The 15,137-nt window shown below is 69.7% G+C and carries 16 protein-coding genes; 7 read left to right on the top strand and 9 right to left on the bottom strand.

Annotated elements, in window-relative coordinates; translation table 11 throughout:
- The first annotated feature begins 93 nt into the window (after window positions 1–93).
- Together ribH and WDJ58_RS10020 are read left to right on the top strand one after the other, a co-directional pair.
- On the top strand, window positions 94–516 hold the full coding sequence (gene ribH / locus WDJ58_RS10025) for a 6,7-dimethyl-8-ribityllumazine synthase (RefSeq protein ID WP_338917562.1): 423 nt from the start codon (window positions 94–96) through the stop codon (window positions 514–516).
- A gap of 6 nt (window positions 517–522) precedes the next feature.
- The gene (locus tag WDJ58_RS10020; protein WP_338917561.1) at window positions 523–1,671 is read left to right on the top strand and encodes a pyridoxal phosphate-dependent aminotransferase; all 1,149 of its coding nucleotides are present in this window, start codon (window positions 523–525) and stop codon (window positions 1,669–1,671) included.
- Window positions 1,672–2,587: 916 nt separating this feature from the next.
- On the opposite strand, the gene WDJ58_RS10015 is transcribed toward WDJ58_RS10020, so the two are convergent.
- Entirely contained in the window at window positions 2,588–4,507 is a 1,920-nt protein-coding gene (locus tag WDJ58_RS10015) for a DHH family phosphoesterase (RefSeq protein ID WP_338917560.1), read from the bottom strand.
- A 182-nt stretch (window positions 4,508–4,689) separates the two neighbouring features.
- Here WDJ58_RS10015 and WDJ58_RS10010 point away from each other — a divergent pair, with 182 nt between their 5' ends.
- The gene (locus tag WDJ58_RS10010) at window positions 4,690–5,190 is read left to right on the top strand and encodes a Mov34/MPN/PAD-1 family protein (RefSeq protein ID WP_338917559.1); all 501 of its coding nucleotides are present in this window, start codon (window positions 4,690–4,692) and stop codon (window positions 5,188–5,190) included.
- Window positions 5,187–5,627: an adenylyltransferase/cytidyltransferase family protein gene (locus WDJ58_RS10005; RefSeq protein ID WP_338917558.1), complete on the top strand. Its 441-nt coding sequence runs from the start codon at window positions 5,187–5,189 to the stop codon at window positions 5,625–5,627. The genes WDJ58_RS10010 and WDJ58_RS10005 overlap by 4 nt, the downstream gene beginning before the upstream one ends.
- Here WDJ58_RS10005 and WDJ58_RS10000 read toward each other — a convergent pair.
- The 3 genes from WDJ58_RS10000 to WDJ58_RS09990 form a co-directional block, all read right to left on the bottom strand.
- Entirely contained in the window at window positions 5,621–7,237 is a 1,617-nt protein-coding gene (locus tag WDJ58_RS10000) for a phospholipase D-like domain-containing protein (RefSeq protein ID WP_338917557.1), read from the bottom strand. The genes WDJ58_RS10005 and WDJ58_RS10000 overlap by 7 nt on opposite strands.
- Window positions 7,238–7,299: 62 nt before the next feature.
- The gene (locus WDJ58_RS09995; protein WP_338917555.1) at window positions 7,300–9,081 is read right to left on the bottom strand and encodes a HEAT repeat domain-containing protein; all 1,782 of its coding nucleotides are present in this window, start codon (window positions 9,079–9,081) and stop codon (window positions 7,300–7,302) included.
- Between the two features lie 52 nt (window positions 9,082–9,133).
- Window positions 9,134–9,847 carry a protein sorting system archaetidylserine synthase gene (locus WDJ58_RS09990; RefSeq protein WP_338917554.1) on the bottom strand — a complete coding sequence of 238 codons (714 nt, stop codon included), beginning with the start codon at window positions 9,845–9,847 and terminating at the stop codon, window positions 9,134–9,136.
- A gap of 181 nt (window positions 9,848–10,028) precedes the next feature.
- Here WDJ58_RS09990 and WDJ58_RS09985 point away from each other — a divergent pair, with 181 nt between their 5' ends.
- Window positions 10,029–11,207: a PAS domain S-box protein gene (locus tag WDJ58_RS09985; RefSeq protein WP_338917553.1), complete on the top strand. Its 1,179-nt coding sequence runs from the start codon at window positions 10,029–10,031 to the stop codon at window positions 11,205–11,207.
- A 6-nt stretch (window positions 11,208–11,213) separates the two neighbouring features.
- On the opposite strand, the gene WDJ58_RS09980 is transcribed toward WDJ58_RS09985, so the two are convergent.
- The 4 genes from WDJ58_RS09980 to WDJ58_RS09965 form a co-directional block, all read right to left on the bottom strand.
- A complete protein-coding gene (locus tag WDJ58_RS09980) occupies window positions 11,214–11,681 on the bottom strand; it encodes a Tfx family DNA-binding protein (protein ID WP_338917552.1) in 468 nt (155 codons plus the stop codon).
- A gap of 87 nt (window positions 11,682–11,768) precedes the next feature.
- On the bottom strand, window positions 11,769–12,263 hold the full coding sequence (locus WDJ58_RS09975) for a TRAM domain-containing protein (protein ID WP_338917551.1): 495 nt from the start codon (window positions 12,261–12,263) through the stop codon (window positions 11,769–11,771).
- Between the two features lie 176 nt (window positions 12,264–12,439).
- Window positions 12,440–13,237, bottom strand: coding sequence for a response regulator (locus WDJ58_RS09970; protein ID WP_338917550.1), 798 nt, complete (start codon window positions 13,235–13,237; stop codon window positions 12,440–12,442).
- 127 nt (window positions 13,238–13,364) lie between these two features.
- Window positions 13,365–13,496: a hypothetical protein gene (locus WDJ58_RS09965; protein WP_338917549.1), complete on the bottom strand. Its 132-nt coding sequence runs from the start codon at window positions 13,494–13,496 to the stop codon at window positions 13,365–13,367.
- Between the two features lie 235 nt (window positions 13,497–13,731).
- On the opposite strand from WDJ58_RS09965, the gene WDJ58_RS09960 reads away from it, so the two are divergent.
- A complete protein-coding gene (locus tag WDJ58_RS09960) occupies window positions 13,732–13,953 on the top strand; it encodes a hypothetical protein (RefSeq protein ID WP_338917548.1) in 222 nt (73 codons plus the stop codon).
- Window positions 13,950–14,420, top strand: coding sequence for an NUDIX hydrolase (locus WDJ58_RS09955; protein WP_338917547.1), 471 nt, complete (start codon window positions 13,950–13,952; stop codon window positions 14,418–14,420). The genes WDJ58_RS09960 and WDJ58_RS09955 overlap by 4 nt, the downstream gene beginning before the upstream one ends.
- Window positions 14,421–14,748: 328 nt before the next feature.
- Here WDJ58_RS09955 and WDJ58_RS09950 read toward each other — a convergent pair whose 3' ends face one another.
- Window positions 14,749–15,099 carry a hypothetical protein gene (locus WDJ58_RS09950; protein ID WP_338917546.1) on the bottom strand — a complete coding sequence of 117 codons (351 nt, stop codon included), beginning with the start codon at window positions 15,097–15,099 and terminating at the stop codon, window positions 14,749–14,751.
- Between the last annotated feature and the right edge of the window lie 38 nt (window positions 15,100–15,137).

Here is a 15,137-nt window from a genome sequence, read left to right as displayed (position 1 = left end):
GGGGTTAGAACCCTTCTGGTTGCCGCCGGAGGTCCGGGGCGCGGGGCCGCGCGAAACGGCAGTTCTTTACCCGCATCTCACGACCTGCCGGACATGGTAGCGCTCGGACTCGTGGTCGCCCGGTACGACAAGGCCGAGGGGCGGTCGGTCCCGGAGCGGATGGCCGAGTCGGCCCGCGAGGCCGCCGCCGACCGCGGTGCGGAGATCGTCGCCGAGGTCGAGGTCCCCGGGTCGTACGACACGCCGCTGGCCGCCGACCGACTCGCCCGGCGCGACGACGTCGAGGCCGTGGCCGTCCTCGGGGCCATCGTCACCGGGGACACGGACCACGACCAGGTCATCGGCCACGCCGCGGCCCGGAAACTCGCGGACGTCGCCGTCGACCGCGACACGCCCGTGACGCTCGGCATCACCGGTCCCGGGCAGAGCGCGGCCGAGGCCGACGAGCGGGCCGGGAAGGGTGCCGAGGCCGTCGAGAGCGCTATCGACCTCGTCGAGGAACTCGACGGTGTGTGAACGAACATGAACCTGGATCTCGCAGCCCGAACGAGCCGTGTCGAACCGTCAGCGACCGTCGCCATCTCGAACCTCGCCTCCGAACTCGAAGCGGAGGGCGTCGACGTCGTCGACCTCTCGGTCGGCGAACCCGACTTTCCGACCCCCGAGAACGTCGTCGAGGCGGGCAAGGCCGCCATCGACGCCGGCCACACCGGCTACACCCCCTCGACGGGCATCCCGGCTCTCAAGGAAGCCATCGTCGAGAAGCTCGACGCCGACGGCCTCGACCACACCACTGACGAGATCATCGTCACGCCCGGCGGTAAACAGGCCCTCTACGAGGTGTTTCAGACTGCCGTCGACGACGGTGACGAGGTCGTCCTGCTCGACCCGGCGTGGGTCAGCTACGAGGCGATGGCGAAGCTCGCCGGCGGCTCGCTGGCGCGCGTCGACACCGCACAGTACGACTTCGCCCTGGAGCCAGCCCTCGACGAGCTCGCCGAGGCCGTGAGCGACGACACGCAGCTCCTCGTGGTCAACTCCCCCGCGAACCCCACGGGGGCGGTCTACTCCGAGGCCGCCCTCGAAGGCGTCCGGGATCTCGCCGTCGAGCACGACGTCCTGGTGATCTCCGACGAGATATACAAGGAGATCACCTACGGTGTCGAACCGATCTCGCTGGGGGCGCTCGACGGGATGGGCGACCGGACGGTCACCCTCAACGGCTTCTCGAAGGCCTACTCGATGACCGGCTGGCGGCTCGGCTACTTCGCCGGGCCCCAGGAACTGGTCTCCGAGGCGGGCAAACTCCACTCTCACTCGGTCACGTGCGCGACGAACTTCGTCCAGCACGCGGGCGTCGAGGCGCTCCGGAACACCGACGAGGCGGTCGCGGAGATGCGCGACGCGTTCGCCGAGCGCCGGGAGATGCTGCTCGACCTGTTCGACGACCACGGCCTCGACGTACCGGCCCCGGATGGGGCGTTCTACATGATGCTCCCGGTGGACGAGGACGACCAGTCCTGGTGTGAGGCAGTCATCGAGGAGGCCCACGTGGCCACCGTGCCGGGAAGCGCGTTCGGCACGCCCGGGTACGCCCGCATCTCCTACGCGGCCGCCGAGGACCGCCTCCGCGAGGCCGTCTCGCGTCTCGCCGAGAACGAGTTCATCTGAGTCGCGCGACAGCGGGTGGTCTCGACGGGACCGACGGGAGTACGATGAGCCACCGGATTCCGGCCACTCCGAAATAGCGCGACCATCGTCCGTGGATGGAGCGTCACCGGCGTCGACGGACCGGGTGCGGTACCTGCGAGAAGGACACCGAGACCGGCCGCTACGCGTGGGGCGAGTTCGTGAGAAACCATCAGAGTACGGGTCGAACCGCGATGGCACCGCGCCCTCCCGGGCGCGGTGCGCGTGTGTGGCATCGGGGATGCCAGTAGGTATGCCAGGTTGGGTCGGGCTCACGGTGCCGAAACGCGGGCGGCTATAGTAGCGTTTGGAAGTCTTTACTCACGGGCGGGCGGAACGAACCCGCCCGAAGTGTGTCATCGGTTCCAAACGCTACTATACCGTGGTGGGTGTCACCGACGCGTCTCAGATCACCTCCCCCCCCGGTCGCACGGCGCGTCGTCGCCACGGTCGGGATCACCCCGACGTTCCCCTGGTTCAGCCGGGTCGAGAGGGCGCGACCGGCGGGTCGGACGCACGCTGTATTCTCGGAAGTCATTACGGACCGAACGTCGATACTTTCCCGTATAAGAATTCTGGATAAGGAAATATGAACCGTATAAGGTGTTCGTATGTCCTCAAAACAGCCACCACGTTAGACACCGACGATCGACGGTAGTGACGGGCGAGGTCCTCGTCCGGGACCGGTGATCGGAGTGTGGGTGAGGCTACGGATCGCGGCCCGGAGGGAGAAGGGGGGACTGGGAGGAACTTCGGACGAGATCGGGCCGCGATGACGATCGACGGACTACTCGTGACGTTCCGACGCGCACGGATCGTGGGGACGAGGCGCATCGCCGTGGGATCCGGCCGGGGCCCGAGGGTATCGAAGTCCTCGGGGACCGGGGGAAGGTAGTCGTCAGTCCTCGCGGACGAGCGTCGACCGCAGCGCCTCGTCGAGTTCGGCCTCGCCCATCTTCTCGACGAGCGCGTCGACGACCTCCTCGCGCATCCCGGCGACGAACTTGATCGAGCCGACGACGAGGTGCCCACCACCCGAGACGCCGCCGCCCTCGACCTCCTCGGTGAGTTCCGAGACCATCTGCGGGATGTCCAGCCGCACGCCGTCGGAACGGAGGACGGCGAAGTCGGGCCCGTAACCGATCGTGATGACGGGGTCGCCGCCGGTCTCCTCGACCTTCGTGTCGTGGATCTTCCCCGTCGTCTTCCCCGGGGCGGGGTACGTGAAGCGGTGGGCGTGTTCGTCGAGGTCGACGGTGAACAGGTGGGCACCGTTCTCCAGCCGGCGGGACTCGACGTGTGACATCGCGTCGCCGAGCTGTCGGTCGACGTCACGCTCGGCCCGCGAGGAGAGGAACGACACCAGTTCGCGGTGGCGGTCCGGGTCGTCGCAGTCGACGTTCAGCACGTCGTTTATGAAGTGCCGGCCGGCGCTGTACCGGAGGAAGTGTGCGGCGTAGTCCAGCGCCTCGCCGACGTCGCGCAGGTCGTCCTCGTCGTAGCCCTCCTCGGCGGCCATCGCGAGGAAGTCGTCCATCGTCTCCGCGCGCGAGCGGTCCGCGAGACCCGCGACGGCGGGGATGTGCCGGACGTCGTCGGTGACGCCGGGGTCGATCAGCCGCGCGAGTTCGATGCTCATCATCCCCGTCGTGATCCGGTAGTCCTCGTCGTGGAGGTAGGGGTTGACGTGGGCGTCGACGAGAGGGGCGACCGCGTCCGGGTCGGGATGGTGGTGGTCGACGACCAGGATGGGGATGTCGTACTGGTCGAGCGCCCGGTAGGCGGGCGTGTCCTCCTCGGTCGAGCCGTTGTCGAGCATGAGTAGTAGTGGGAGGCGCTGGCCGTGGCGCTCGCGGTCCTCCAGGGCGAAGTTCAGGTCGCGGGTGACGTCCTCCATCTCGTAGAACGGGGCCTTCGAGGGGAGCCGCTTGAGCATGTGCCGCTGGGCCTCGGGATCCTCGTGGGTCTCGGCGATGAAGTTCTCCAGCGCCGACTGGAGCGGGATCGAGGCGCACATCCCGTCGCCGTCGGCGTGGTGGCGCATTCGGATCGGTCGCGATTCGAGTACGGCCTCGCGCAGCCGTCGGGCGACGTCGCGGAGCCCCGGACGGAGCTTCTCGAACGCCGGCCAGTCGATCAGCGGCTCGACCTCGGGCGGTTCGGCCCGCTCTTCGAGCCTCGACTCGACCCGCTCGTGGACCTCCGCGGCGGCCTCGCCACGGAGCCGGGCGAGGCTCTCGACCTCGACCTGGACGGCCCCCTCGCGGGTCTCGACGTCCCCCGTGACACGGACCGCGTCGTCGAGTTCGACGCTCGGGTACGCCCGGACGCCGGCCTCCTCGAAGGCCGCGCAGGGGACGACCTCCGCGCCGTCGCGGACGAAGAACAGCGTCGGCCCGCCGGTCTGCTTGATCTGGACGACCTCGCCCTCGAGGTGGACGGTACGGCCGACCGCCGACTCGATGTCGTGTATCTCGACGCCCTCGCCGCCCTCGACGCGGGTCGTCTCGTGGTCCCCGGGCTCGCGCTCGGCGAAGCTCAGGTCGCCGTTGTCCCTGATCTCGAGCAGTTCGACGACGAGCTCGTCGCCCACGTCGTACCCGCCGCGGAGGTTCGAACTGTGGACCAGCCCGGAGACCTCCTGCGAGACGTCGACGAAGACGCCGTAGTCGACGACGCCGTTCACTGTCGCGTGGTAGTACTCGCCGATCTCGACGTCGTCCGACGTGCAGCCCGGGGCGAGTTCGTAGACCGTGACCCCCGAATCGGGGACCGTGTCGCCGGAAGCACCGGCGTCAGAATCCGAAGACGGTGACATTGGTGAATGTGAGTGACGACCGATTTTAAGCGTTGTCACTCCCGTCTCGCTCGTGATCGGCCGAACGGACCCGCCGATGGGAGCCGAAACAGGGGGAGAGCGGCGGGAGCGGTCGAACGCGGGGAGCGACACGCCGGGAACCCATCGGAACCCTTAGTTATCGCCACCACGGAGTTCCAGCCATGCGACTGTTCCGGTCGTCGGGCGTGGTCGGCATCGCCGCCGACGCCCTCGAGTTCGCGCTCGAGGCCTCCGAGGACGCGCACCCGAACGAGTACATGGGCCTCCTCCGGGGGGAGGACGCCCGAAAACTCGGCCTCGACCGGGACGGAACCGTCATCACGGACGTCCTCGTCATCCCGGGGACCGAATCGAACCCGGTGAGCGCGACGGTCAAGACGAGCATGATCCCGAACGACCGTCGCTCGGCGGGGTCGGTTCACTCCCACCCGAACGGGGTGCTCCGGCCGAGCGCGGCCGACCTCGCCACGTTCGGGAAAGGTTCCGTTCACATCATCATCGGCTACCCCTACCGCCGGGACGACTGGCAGGCGTTCGACCGCGAGGGCGAAACTCGCGACCTCCCCGTACTGGACGTCGACATCCCCGACGACCAGTTCTTCGACTTCACGCAGGCGGACATCGACGCCGAACTGCGCGAGGAGACGGGTCGGGACCGATGACCGCTAATCCGACGAGAGTCGTCGCCCAGGGGACCTTCGACCTGCTCCACCCCGGCCACCTCCACTACCTCCGGGAGGCCCGCGAGTACGGCGAGGAGGTCCACGTCATCGTCGCCAGGCGGGCGAACGTCACCCACAAGGACCCACCGATACTCTCCGACGAGCAGCGCCTGGAGATGGTCGCCGCGCTCAACCCCGTCGACGAGGCACACCTCGGCCACCTGGAGGACTTCTTCGTCCCCATCGAGCGGATCGACCCCGACGTCATCCTCCTGGGTCACGACCAGTACCACGAGGAGGAGGCGGTCGCCGACGCGCTCGCCGAACGGGGCCTCGACTGCGACGTTCGGCGGGCCTCCGGCCGCGAGTCCCGCGAGGACGAACTCCTCTCCACGGGGAGGATCGTCGAGCGGATCTGCGAGGACCGCTGTCAGTAGCCGTTCCAGCCACCCTCGAAGTCGATCCGTCGACCCGCCCACACCGCCCCGAGCGCCGCGAGCACGACGGCGACCAGCACACCCACTGGCAGGTTCGACCCACCCCCACCCTTCCAGTCAGCCTCGAACACCCGACCGTAGTAGTCCGCGATCTCCCGCCCGCGGAGGGCGAGTACCACCTCCCGGTTTTCCCGGGCCGCGTGGGCGTTCCAGTTCAGACTTCCCACGAGTACGGTCTCGCCGTCGACGATCGCGCCCTTCGCGTGGACCTTCTCGAACCGGCCGCCGGGATCGGCCAGCCGAACCGAGAGCGGGAGGTCCCGGGAGTTCGCCCGCTCGTTCAGCGCGTCGGCGAAACGGCCGTTCTCCTCGCGGACGTACCACGCCCCCGAGAGGAGCACCCGAACACGGACGCCCCGGCGTGCCGCCCGGAGGAGCGCGGCGGTGAACGGACCGTCGAGGCCGCCGAGCGACACCTGGACCACCGACATGGACTCCTCGGCGGCGTCCAGGCGCTCGATCACCCCTCGCTCGGCGTTGTCCGGCGCGACGAGCACCGAGGCGCTCTCGACGCTCACCGGCTCGGGATCGAACCGCGTCCCGTAGGTGGCGTTCGAGCGACCGCCCGGTTCGAGCCGCCGTCCACGGCGGAACGCGGTCCACGAGCGAACGGCCCGTCCCCGGAAGTCCGCACGGAACGTCTCCGCGAGCACGCTCGCCGTCCCCGGATCCCGGAGACGGACGCCCCAGCCGCGGCTGGAGCGGCCGCCCGTCCCCGCCGGCTTCCAGTTCTCGGTCATCACCAGCGCGGTTCCATCCACGACTGCGTACTTGGCGTGGTGGAAGTCGTAGCGTGCGTGTGGCCCACCGACGACGCGGACCTCGACACCCGTATCGCTCAACCGGTCGAGCTCCCCGGCCATCTCTCGGGGGAGGCCCCCGACGGGTGCGCCGTCGACGAGCACTCGCACCGCGACGCCCCGACGTTCGGCCGCCACGAGCGCCCGCCGGACACGCCTGTCGGCGAACGTGTAGCCCGCGAGGAGCACCCGCTCCTCGGCGGCCTCGATGGTTTCGACCGGCACTCCGGGCGCGTCGGGGAGGACGAACGCCGTCGCCGGCCCGCCGTCGGAGGTCTCGATCGGGAAGTCGGTCGCGTCGAGCGGTCGCCACCCGCCAGGCCACTGGCGGAGTTCGGACTCCGGGGCGTCGGCGTACCGGACGGTGGCGACGGTCCGGTTCCCCCGGCGGAGGACGAGCGTCTCCCCCGCGTTCGAGAGCGACGGGAACCCCGAGACGGCGAGGATCGATCCCTCGGTGCCGTTCGGTACCCGCTCGGGTGCGGCGGTCAGGACGACCCGCCCGTCTACCGTTCGGTTCGGGAGCATTGCCCGGTCCTCGCCGTCCGCGAGGGCGAACGCGCCGAGGTCCGTGCCCGGTGGGACCTCGAGGACGACGAACTCCCCACGGTCTCCGTCGGCGACAGGGTTCGGGTACGCGGCGACGATTCCGGGACCGTCGGGCGAAACCGCGACCGAACCTGCGGGCGTGGCGACCGCTCCGAGCACGAGCAGGGAGACGAGCGTGAGCGTCCGGGCGACCGACGGCACGGGGGGTCTGGTCCCGCCCCCCTACAAAAAGCTACGCGGGGAGGAAGGAGGGGAGAGGGTCCTCAGGCCGTCGGTTCGGGCTCCGGTTCGGTACCTCCCGTACCGAGCGCCTCGGCGGCCCGTTCGCCTTCGATCCCGACGACGTACGAGCGGTCGTCGGCGTAGCCGGCGGCCTCCTCGAGGGCGCGCTCGGTTCCGATGTCGACCAGCGCGCGGGCGGCGGCGGTCCTGACCGAGTCGTCCTCGTCGTCGGCAAGGACGTCCGCGAGCGGGGCGACCGCCCGGGTGTCCCCGATGTGTCCGAGCGCCCTCGCGGCCGCCGAGCGCACCTCGTCGTCCTCGGCGACGAGGCGGTCGGCGACCTGCTGGGTCGACGCCTCGCTGCCGATCTCGCCGATGGCGCGGAGCGTCGTCTTCTGGAGCGGCGGGTTCGACTCGCCCTCGATGTAGTCGTGGAGCGTCTCCAGCGCGTCGGGGTCGCCGATCTTCCCGAGCACCTCGATGGCGTCGCGGTTGCGCTTCTCCGCCATCGGGATCATCGCGTCGTAGGCCTCCGCCGGGCCCATCCGCTTGAGCGCCTCGATGCAGTTCTCCTGCATGAACTCGGAGGTGAGGTAGTCGAGCGCCATCAGGATCCGTTCGGGGTCGTGCTCGGACTCGGCGATGCGGACGACGCTCAGTTCCGGCGGGAAGTCCTTGCGGTTCTCGGAGACGAGCCGGTCGTAGAACCCCTGTGCGCGCATCTTCTGGACGACCGACAGATCGTCCCACTCCTCGGCCTCCTCGAGATCAGCGGAGAGGTCGGCCGTCGCGTCCAGCAGCGACTCGATGGTCTCCTCGTCCTCGTCGGGGTCGAGGTCCGCGTCGTCGACGGCCCCCGCCACGTCGTCGAGCGCGGCGACGAGCGCCTCGGTATCCCCCGGCTCGGCGTCGGTCCCGAACTCGGTTTCCAGTATCTCCCCCGCGGAGTCGAGGAACGACTCGACGGCCGCCGCGACCTCCCGCTCGCCCCGTTCGGTCCACTCGGAGCTCTCGATCGTCTCCTCGGCGGCCTCGATCGCCTCGATCACGTCCTCGGCGTAGGGGCCGCGGGCCTCCTGGAGCGTGTCGCGGACGCCCTGGACGCGCTTCTCCAGCTCCTCACGGGGGTCCTCCGCGTCCTCGTCGTCCTCGTCCGGCTCGGGCAGGTCGGCGGCCGCGAGGTCCGACTCGATCGCGTCGAGTTCGGCCTCGACCTCGTCGAGGTCGTTCTCGGTCTCGGCCGCCTCGATCTCCTCCTCGGCGGCGTCGAGGCGTTCCTCCAGGTCCTCGGGAGTGACGTCGACGGCGTCCTCGTCGGTCGTCTCCGGGACGTCCTCCTCGTCCGTCTCCTCGGCCTCCTCGGCCTCCTCGGCCTCACCCGTCTCCGTGTCGTCCCCGTCGGCGTCGGCCTCCTCGGACGTGGATTCGGAATCGGCCCCCTCCTCAGGGGTGTCGTCCGTCTCCGCGTCCTCCTCGGCGTCGGACTCGTCCGCCGTCTCGTCGTCGGCCGGCTCACCCTCTTCGGCTTCGGCTTTGACCTCGGTCTCGACTTCGTTCTCGGCCTCGGCTTCGGCCTCGGACTCCTCGCTCTCCGACCGCTCCGAGTCGCGGGTCGCCTCCAGCGACTCGTCCTCCTGATCGGCCTCCTCGGACGCCGCGGGAGCTTTCTGTTCCTCCTCGGCCTCCTCGGTGGCCTGCTCGGCCTCGGCTTCCTCCTCCTCGGCCGACTCGTCGGTCCCCGACCCGGTCTCGGGCTCCGACTCGGTGCCCTCGTCTTCGGCGTCGGCCTGGGGGGCCTCCTCCTCGTCGTCCCCGTTGCTCATGTCCGGGATTCCGGTAGTTCGGGACAAAGGGGTTGCGGTCTGTGGTCCGGACTCACCCCTCCCGCCAGTAGAACCGGGGGGCCAGCAGGAGGTAGCCGAGCGCGAACACGAGGAGCACCCGCGGGAACAGCTTCCCGAGGGCGTTCGGGAGGAGGATAGCGAGCCCCTGGAGCCCCCCGAACACCAGCTGGTCGCGCGTGTAGAGGTCGGGGTAGGGGACGGGAGCGACCATCAGGTAGACCGAGACGCCGGCGACGAGGATCAGGAGCGTCGCGGTGCTCACGCCGAGCAGGTGGGGTACGCCGGCGAGCACGAGGAGGGCGATGACGGTCGCGGCGAGCGTCGTCTGGACCCCCTCGGTGCTCTCGCCGTCGCTGTCGTAGGCCGCGTAGAGCCCGAGCCTGACGACGGCCATCGCGACGAACAGGGTGGCGACGACCAGCGCCGCCGCGAGCCGGGCGTCGAGCGCGCCCGCCGAGCGTCCCCACTCCCCGTCCGCGACGACGAAGACGAGTAGCGCCGGGGCGACGCCGAACGAGGCGACGTCGGCCAGCGAGTCCAGCAGCGGACCGACGTCGGAGCCGCCGTAGATCCCCGCGAGCACGCCGTCGACGCCGTCGGCGATTGCCGCGAGCAGGAGCAGCCGGGCCGCGAGATGCACGTCGACGGTGGCGACCGCCGCGGCCACGAACCCGAGGGCGGCGTTCGCCACCGTCGCCACGTCGGCCACACCCAGGTGGCCGACGAACCGCGGGCTGACGCGCATACCGGTCGCGTCGGCAGCCGTCCTGATAGTAGATTCGTTTCCCCCGCCGTCGGTCGACCCCGCGACCGCGAGGCGAACGCCTCACGCTGTGGACGACGAGCGTCCGACCCGCGGCCGCACCGATGGGCCGAATCCAGATATCGCCGGTAGCGTTATTTTCGTCCATCGGCACTGTTCAACCATGGAGAGCGAGGTCCACGTGCTCCACGTCGACGACGAGCCGGGCTTCGCCGAGATGGTCGCGAAGTTCCTCCGACGGGCGGACGACCGTATCGCGGTCACGACCGCCCGCTCGGCGGACGAGGGGCTCGACCACCTCACCGAAGGCGAGATCGACTGCGTCGTCTCGGACTACGACATGCCCGGGGGCGACGGCCTGGCGTTCCTGGAACGGGTCCGGGAGCGGGACGGGGACCTGCCGTTCGTGCTGTTCACCGGGAAGGGCAGCGAGGAGATCGCGAGCGAGGCGATCTCGGCCGGCGTGACCGACTACCTCCAGAAGGTGGGCGGGACGGACCAGTACGCGGTACTGGCCCAGCGGATCACACACGCGGTCGAGCGTCGGCGCACGGAGGAGCAACTGGAGAGCGAGCGCCGACGGTTCACCAGGCTCACCGAACACTCGACGGACGTCATCGTCATCGTCGACGAGGATCTGCGGTTCTCGTACGTGTCCGCCTCGGTCCAGCCTATACTGGGCCACCGACCCGAAGACCTGGTGGGGGAGGACGCGCTCGCGTACGTCCACCCGGACGACCGCCACGTCGCGGTGGCGAGCCTGTCGGAGGTGATCGATCGTCCCGAGATGCCGATGAGCGACGAGGTTCGGCTCAGGAACGCCGACGGCACCTGGACCTGGATCGAGGCGCGAGCCCGTAGCCAGATCGACGACCCCGACGTGGGCGGCATCGTCATCTACTCGCGGGACATCTCCGACCGGAAGGCCCGCGAGAACGACCTCAGGGAGATCGAGCGGCGGTTCAGGGCCGTCTTCGAGCGGTCGTTCGACGCGATGCTGATCGCCGACGACGACGGGCGGTACATCGAGGTGAACGACGCCGCCTGCGAGCTGTTCGGGCTCGACCGGGAGGCACTCCTCGGCCGCCGGATCGAGGAGTTCGCCCCCGAGGGGTTCGACTTCGAGGCGGCCTGGCGGGAGTTCCAGGCCACGGAGCGCGAACGGAGTACCTTCCCGCTCGTCCGCCCGGACGGCGAGGTGCGAACGGTCGAGTACGCCGCGACAACCGACGTCCTCCCGGGGGAACACCTCTCCATCCTCCGAGAATCGGCGGCGGACGCGGATCCGAGGACCGAGACCGGGACGGAAGGCGAAAGAGAGGGGGAGCAGTCGGCGTCCTGAGGGGGTTCAGCGAGTCCGGACCCGGAGGGTCCCCTCGCTGGTGACCCCCACGGTGAGATCGCGGGTCACCTCCCGGCCGCGGACGGCGTCGCCCGCCTCGTCGCTGACGAGTTTCATCAGTTCGGGCGCGGTGTGGCTCACCTTCACCCCGGCCTCGTCGCAGGCGGAGTAGACGGTGTTCGGGACGTCGTAGAGGTCCGTCCCGGCGTCGAGGCGGACCCGGACGGGTGCGTGGAGCGCCTCGGCGAACGCGACCGTCTCGCGGGCACGGGCGACGTTCTCCCGGGCGCTCGACTCGACCGACGAGACGTTCGCACGGGAGGTCCCGAGCCGCTCGGCGATGGCCGCCTGCGCGATCCCCCGCTCGCGCAGGGCCAGCACCTCCGCCTGCCGCCGCGTCAGGACGTTCGCCGAGGCGTCGAACCCGAGCTCGGCGAGGATCTCGTCGGCATCCGGTACCTCGTCGTCACTCATCGCGGGCTCACTCCGTTCGGGACGACCACCCGGGGGCCCGCTCGGCTGACGGCGGTGTCAGCGCGACGACGGGCCCGGACCGGGAGCTCAGTCCCCGCCCCAGAAGTTGTCACGGCTGCCCAGCCGCTCGCGGCGTCCCCGTTCTCGCGTCGTCTCGTCCCCGTCGTCGTCATCGTCGTCATCATCGCCCGCGGTATCGACGTCGACGCCGACACCGTCACCCTCGTCGTCGGCCTCCTCCTCTTCCTCCAGCGGGAGGCGTTCGACCTCCTCGCCGGTCGCGTGGTTCGACCTGACCCGGATGATCTTGACCCGGGCCCTGGCGTCGGGGAGGATGCCGTCGACGAGGACGATGAACCCGTCCTCGGTCCGGCCGACACCCGCGCCGCTCTCGTGGATGTCGGTCACCTCCACGACGACCTCCTCGCCAGGCTTGACCGGCTGGGCCTTCAGGTCGCGGATGGGCTGGTTGTAATGCTGGCACCACTCGGCGCCCCCACGGTCGCCGTAGTGCACGCACCCCATCCCCTCGATCCGCTCGGTGAAGCTGGGGCACTCGTCCGCGAGTGGGCAGTCCGCCATGTGGAGTCGTTACCGCCGACGCAGTAAACGCTTGTGGGTTCGCCACAGCCGCTCGAACACCGGGGTACAGGCGCTCTCGCCGAGGACCGGCGCGATCGCTCGCACGGACGGTCGTGACGATCTACCGGCGATCGTCGCCTCCAGCGATCGCTCGCCGATGACGGAAGCCGTCCCGGTCAGTCGTCGTCGCGCTCGCGCTCGCCGACTAGAAAGAAGTCGTCTACCGCCTCCCTGTCGAACCGGTCGACCGCGACGACGAACCCCCCGTCGGGGAGCTCCGCGATCGAGAGGGTCTGTTCGAACTCCTCGCCGTCGGAGGTCAGCCCGACACTCTCGCCGGCCCACCCGCCCGTCTGGTCGAGCGAGGCGATTATCTCGCCCTCGACGCGCGGCTTCTCAGGGTCGGGGAACAGCGACATCCACGGCTCGCCGATCAGTTCGTCCTCGCGGTAGCTGTAGAGGTCGAGGAAGGCGCTGTTGGCGTACTCGATCCGGCCGTCCGCGTCGACGATGCAGATCCCCTGCCACGCCGTCTCCAGCGCCAGCAGTCGCCGGCGGGTGTTCCGCTCGGCGCGGTACTTCTCGACGGCCTGGACGATGCGGTTCGCGAGCACCGCGTACTGGGCCATCCCGCGGGCCTTCTGCATGTAGTCGGTGACCCCCTGTGAGATGGCCTCCTGGGCGACCTCCTCGCTCCCCCGCCCGGTGTAGATGAGGAAGGGGAGGTTCGAGTCGGTCTCGCGGACCGCACGCAGGAACGACAGCCCGTCCATCCCGGACATCTCGTGATCGCTGATGATGCAGTCGATGGGGTCGTCGGGGTCGTGGAAGCGGTCCAGCGCCTCGTCGACCCCCGTCGCGGTCTCCACCTCCAGCTGCTCGGCCTCGCGCTCGAGGTACTCCGCGACCAGGTCGACTAACGCCGGGTCGTCGTCCACGTAGAGGACGTGGATCGTCGCGCTGGAAGTGCCCACGGTACCCTTCCATCGGGGAATCCTATAACGCTACCGTTCGTTCGTATACCGAACCGGATCCGTTCCGCCCGGCGTCCCGGCCGCTATCGGGACGGATCGATGGTCGGGCTCTGGTGTGGGGAGTCGATCAGTCGTCGCTCGATGTCGTCGAGATGGGGTCGACCTGCTCCTCGGAGAACCCCTCGGCGTTCTCCATGCGTGTCCGGGCCTCCGGGTCGAACTGCGCTTCCTCGTCGTTCTCTACGATCGCTCTCTCCACGTTCGATTTCTCGATATCTAGCTGTAGTTCTCGATATCTAGTGAACGTTCTAGGAATTTATCACCCTATTATTCCATTAGTACGGCACTCTTTTCCGTATAGAAGTGCCATCCGTCTAACGCGATGATCCGAGCCCCCCACACGATCTCTGCGGTACCTGCACCCGACGCCGACGACCGCACGCCCGCCCGGACCGGGGCGGCGAGGAGGATCTGCTGCGCCGTCGGGGGGCGGGATGACTGATCCCTCAACGTCGGACCCGGACGTGCCGGCGTGGCCCGCGTTCGCGGGCTGGTTCGGCACGCTGCTCGGGCTACTCTGGCTCGTCGACCCGGCCGCGTTCCGGGGGGTACTGCCCGCGCTCACCGCCCTGCTCCTGGTGTCGGGGCTCTACGGCGTCTGCCGCCACCTGGCTGCCGACGTGCGCCCCGTCGTAGGGAGGTCGCTCGACCGATGACGCACGCGCCCGAGGCGACCTACGTCCGGAAGGCCTGTGCGTACATCACCCGGGCGTCGGGGGACCTCCTCGTGTTCGAGGGCCCCGACCACGACGGCTACCAGATCCCGAAGGGTACCGTCGAGGAGGGTGAGACGCCCCGACAGGCAGTCTACCGCGAGATTGCCGAGGAGAGCGGCCTGGGTCGGATCGGTCCCGTCCGCCACCTCGCGAGCGACGTCTGGTGCCGGCGGGAGTCGCCGCCGCGCTGGTACGTCCGGAGCTTCTTCCACGCGCGGGTCCACGACGCCCGTGACCGGTGGCGACACACGGTCCTGGACGGCGGGGCCGAACACGGTCACGAGTTCGACTTCGCGTGGATCACCCCCGGGACCGACCACGAGTTCGCGCTCGACCTCGACGAGTACGTCTTCATGCTGGCGTCGGGGGCGAGCGAGTCGGTACGGGAGCAGGTCGCGGGGGACTGACCTGGGCTCGCGGCGTCGGCCGACCGCACGACGGATCGGGGTGACAGACCGGGGGACGGAACGGATGCACCCGCCCGGCGTGCGCCACGTCCGGAGCCGGATAGACGACGTTCGGCCACCGACCACGGAGCGGACAGGGGGACGCGGTACTGGACGGGACGGTCGACGGTACCGCCGGCGGACCCGGACGTGCGCTCGTGTCGTCTTCGGACGAGCGACGGTCCGAACGCGACCGGTCCGGCCCGCGTTCACCGGGCCGGTGTCTTCGAGGGTCGGAGCGGTCCCATCGGAGGGTGCGCTCGGAAGCACCAGCCACCGGATCCGATCCTCACGGGCGATCGAGGAGCCGTCGGAAGAGCGCCCGCGTCCGATCCACTACCCGGATCACGGGACTCCACATCGATCGACCGGTCGGGGCCGGGAGTCGGAGGACCCAGGCATCCTCCGGCCAGTTCGGCAGGGAGTCGTCCGCTCCCAGGCGCTCTACGGTGTATCCGAGCCGGGTCGCCGTTCGGTGCCACTCCTCGCGGAATCCGGCGTCCGGTTCGAGTTCGAGGAGCACCGTCTCGAACCCGTCCCGCGTGAAGGTGAGCCTCCGGACGTCGTCGTGAGCGCGGAGCTCCCGGACGAACCATCGGCGGTCGTCGAGCGCGTCGTCGGTCGTGTCTGTGTTCCCCATCTGCGTTCCCCCCCGAGCACGACGTCGGTGGTGTCGCC

The sequence above is a fragment of the Salinirubellus litoreus genome (genome assembly GCF_037335815.1).
GTDB lineage: Archaea > Halobacteriota > Halobacteria > Halobacteriales > Haloarculaceae > Salinirubellus > Salinirubellus litoreus.
This window is presented reverse-complemented; position numbering and strand designations above follow the sequence as displayed.

Bases quoted from the DNA above. Each gene is read 5' to 3' on its own strand.
- ribH (WP_338917562.1), top strand. From the start codon at position 94: ATGGTAGCGCTCGGACTCGTGGTCGCCCGGTACGACAAGGCCGAGGGG.
- WDJ58_RS09955 (WP_338917547.1), top strand. From the start codon at position 13,950: ATGACGCACGCGCCCGAGGCGACCTACGTCCGGAAGGCCTGTGCGTAC.
- WDJ58_RS09980 (WP_338917552.1), bottom strand. From the start codon at position 11,681: ATGAGTGACGACGAGGTACCGGATGCCGACGAGATCCTCGCCGAGCTC.
- WDJ58_RS09990 (WP_338917554.1), bottom strand. From the start codon at position 9,847: ATGCGCGTCAGCCCGCGGTTCGTCGGCCACCTGGGTGTGGCCGACGTG.
- WDJ58_RS09975 (WP_338917551.1), bottom strand. From the start codon at position 12,263: ATGGCGGACTGCCCACTCGCGGACGAGTGCCCCAGCTTCACCGAGCGG.
- WDJ58_RS10010 (WP_338917559.1), top strand. From the start codon at position 4,690: ATGCGACTGTTCCGGTCGTCGGGCGTGGTCGGCATCGCCGCCGACGCC.
- WDJ58_RS10005 (WP_338917558.1), top strand. From the start codon at position 5,187: ATGACCGCTAATCCGACGAGAGTCGTCGCCCAGGGGACCTTCGACCTG.
- WDJ58_RS10015 (WP_338917560.1), bottom strand. From the start codon at position 4,507: ATGTCACCGTCTTCGGATTCTGACGCCGGTGCTTCCGGCGACACGGTC.
- WDJ58_RS09985 (WP_338917553.1), top strand. From the start codon at position 10,029: ATGGAGAGCGAGGTCCACGTGCTCCACGTCGACGACGAGCCGGGCTTC.
- WDJ58_RS09960 (WP_338917548.1), top strand. From the start codon at position 13,732: ATGACTGATCCCTCAACGTCGGACCCGGACGTGCCGGCGTGGCCCGCG.
- WDJ58_RS10020 (WP_338917561.1), top strand. From the start codon at position 523: ATGAACCTGGATCTCGCAGCCCGAACGAGCCGTGTCGAACCGTCAGCG.
- WDJ58_RS09950 (WP_338917546.1), bottom strand. From the start codon at position 15,099: ATGGGGAACACAGACACGACCGACGACGCGCTCGACGACCGCCGATGG.
- WDJ58_RS09995 (WP_338917555.1), bottom strand. From the start codon at position 9,081: ATGAGCAACGGGGACGACGAGGAGGAGGCCCCCCAGGCCGACGCCGAA.